Below are 2,611 nucleotides of genomic sequence, written 5' to 3' on the forward strand. Positions count from 1 at the left end.
GTTCAGGAGCGTACTGGTCTCACTGATGCTTTCGAGGAAGTTGAGCGATTTGCATTTTACGAACGAGCAAAGCAGGCATACGCTGTTATAGCAACTAGCGAAAGTGCTCTATACGCGAATTTGATTTTGAAAAAGGGCGTTATTGCAGATAGCTAGCAGATACAAAAAAGAGCAGTCTCTTGTAAAAAAGAGATTGCTCTTTTTTATGCTATTTCACTATGGAATGTTTTCGTAGAGGGAAACATCACGTGATTGCTTTGTTTGTTAGGTTTTCACAGGTGGGGGAATTTTCAGTTGACATTTACTCTTGTCGTGAAAGGATTTCGGGATATCGGACTCGAATGTCACGAGCCACAAGGCGCGTTCTATGCCTTCCCGTCCATCGTATCGACAGGCTTAACGAGTGAGCAGTTCACTCAGCGACTGCTTGACGAATACGGTTCTATCCTTTCTCATCCGGTGCGAACCTTTCAACAGCACTGCCGTGTCCGGTTCAATAATTGTTTCCAAGCTTTACGGATATTGGATTTCTCAATAGCTTAGATTCCCTTGATTTTATCCCGGGATCGCAGCCGATGAAGGAAATAATTACGGATTGGTTCGAGAGTCTTTCGGATGTGGAGAAAAATCTCTTTCCAGGGTATTTACTTGTCAATGTTGGTATTGTTGAATAAGAGCTTGGCCTGCTGTTTGTCAAGTTCTGAGCTTAATGGCAGACACTTTTCAGACGCACAGGATATGCGTTTTGAAACGTTTTTTTGTTTGGGTATTCCGGTGACTATCCTCTTTTCCGAGCCTCTGACGGAGTCATCCCTTTATATTGCTTGTATAGCTTAGTAAAATAATTCGGATTTTCGCATCCAACCGTGCTGGATATTTCGGTAATGGTGTGGCTGCTATCGCGGAGCAGCCGCTCTGCTTCGTTCATGCGGCAGACGTTTACATATTCGATGAAAGTTCGCCCAGTGAGTTTTTTGAACAGTTTGCAAAAATGGTAAGGGTTTAGGCTAACCTGCTTGGCAGCTTGATCGATTGTTATTTTATTACAGAAATTCGTTTCGATTTGTTCGATAAGGACTTTAAATCGATCGCGATTTGAGGAATAGGTTTCAACGGGTTTATTTGCAAGCTGATGCGGCGTAAAGGTGCGAGCCAGCAGAGTGAACAAAGTATGCAGCTTGGACTTGACGACAAGTTGATAGGCTGCTGGCTTCGCAGCAAGCTCTTCTATCGATTCGTATAATAGGGAAAAATACGGAATACAAGCTTCGTCATGATCAGCGGGCTTGACGGGAAATCGCATTCGACCCTCCAAGTAGGGCGCGATATATTGTGAATGAATAGGATCGTGCACATAGTCATTGAAGAGTGAGGCATTAAAGACGACACAGTCATAATGGACGTCTTCATGACGCAAGGCATATCCGACATGCAAGCCTCCAGCTGGTATGATGAGAACTTCACCAGCGCTCAACACATAGGGCCGGCTATCAATATGAAACACCGCACTTCCTTGCTGCATTAAGATTAATTCAAAATGCTCGTGCCAATGCAGGTAGAGTATACAGTCATTTGGTTTCGCATGGAGAGAGCGATTATGAAATAGCTGGACAGGGTATGCTTTTTGCTCCAAGCGAGTATTTTCTCTAAGTTCTTTGGGATAGGTCATAGTAAGAGCTCCCTTCACAATATCCGACTAGTAATGCACAAGATTGTGTAGAGTAATAAGCGATATTCGAAGTTATAATGATGTTTATAGTTTTACTATAAGCCAATATAGGAGTGATATTCAACAATGGATAACAAATTGCGAATTGGAACATTAGTAGGCGGCGGTGATGCGCTGAATGTAATCCCGAATATTGTGAAGCATGGTTTTGAATCGTTTAATTTAACCTTTTGGCAGACAACAGGCGAAACGGATTTGGCAGAAACGGCGAAGAAGTTACGAGCGCTTGCAGATGAGCATGATTTTGTTGTGCCAGCAGTTAGTATTTTCGGAAACGCGTTAACGGGAGTGGGGGATAATTCGGACACGCTTGCGAGCTGGGAGCGCCTGATCGATCATGCACATTTGTTTGGCGCTAATATTGTATCCGGTTTCACTGGACGTTTGACAGGCCAGTCTATTGACCAATCGATTCCGAAATTTAAAGAGGTGTTTGGAGAGCTAGCGCGCAGAGCGGAAGATCGCGGTGTTAGACTTGCGTTCGAGAATTGCGACATGGGTGGGACTTGGGAAACAGGCGATTGGAATATAGCTCACAATCCAATGGCATGGGAAATGATGTTTGATGCTGTACCGGCGGACAATATCGGACTTGAATGGGAGCCGTGTCATCAGATGGTCAGTCTGATTGATCCGATTCCACAGCTGCGTAAATGGGTACATAAAGTGTTCCATGTCCATGGTAAGGATGCAACCATTGCTTGGGATATTGTTAAGGAGTATGGTATTCATGGTCCAAAGCCGTTCGTGTGGCACCGTACGCCTGGTTTTGGCGATAGTAACTGGACGGACATTATAACTATTTTAAGGCAACATGATTATAAAGGTACGATTGATATCGAAGGCTGGCATGATCCGGTATACAAAGGCGAGCTTGAAATG

Annotated in this window: 3 protein-coding genes and 1 pseudogene; 3 read left to right on the top strand and 1 reads right to left on the bottom strand. The window is 44.1% G+C overall.

The genetic code is table 11. From position 1 onward, the window contains the following. On the top strand, nucleotides 1-156 hold a 156-nt coding region (locus AC1DWN_RS31940; protein WP_477562875.1), incomplete at its 5' end, for an RbsD/FucU domain-containing protein. A gap of 150 nt (nucleotides 157-306) precedes the next feature. Next, nucleotides 307-435, top strand: a pseudogene (locus tag AC1DWN_RS31945) (pyridoxal phosphate-dependent aminotransferase); the annotation flags it as partial. A gap of 343 nt (nucleotides 436-778) precedes the next feature. Here AC1DWN_RS31945 and AC1DWN_RS31950 read toward each other — a convergent pair. Continuing rightward, on the bottom strand, nucleotides 779-1,669 hold the full coding sequence (locus tag AC1DWN_RS31950) for a helix-turn-helix transcriptional regulator (protein WP_477562873.1): 891 nt from the start codon (nucleotides 1,667-1,669) through the stop codon (nucleotides 779-781). A 126-nt stretch (nucleotides 1,670-1,795) separates the two neighbouring features. Here AC1DWN_RS31950 and AC1DWN_RS31955 point away from each other — a divergent pair. Further along, nucleotides 1,796-2,611 (top strand): sugar phosphate isomerase/epimerase family protein (locus tag AC1DWN_RS31955; RefSeq protein ID WP_477562874.1); only part of this gene is annotated, 816 nt, incomplete at its 3' end.

Source organism: Paenibacillus sp. P4_A7, assembly GCF_056402455.1.

Bases quoted from the DNA above. Each gene is read 5' to 3' on its own strand.
- AC1DWN_RS31950 (WP_477562873.1), bottom strand. From the start codon at position 1,669: ATGACCTATCCCAAAGAACTTAGAGAAAATACTCGCTTGGAGCAAAAA.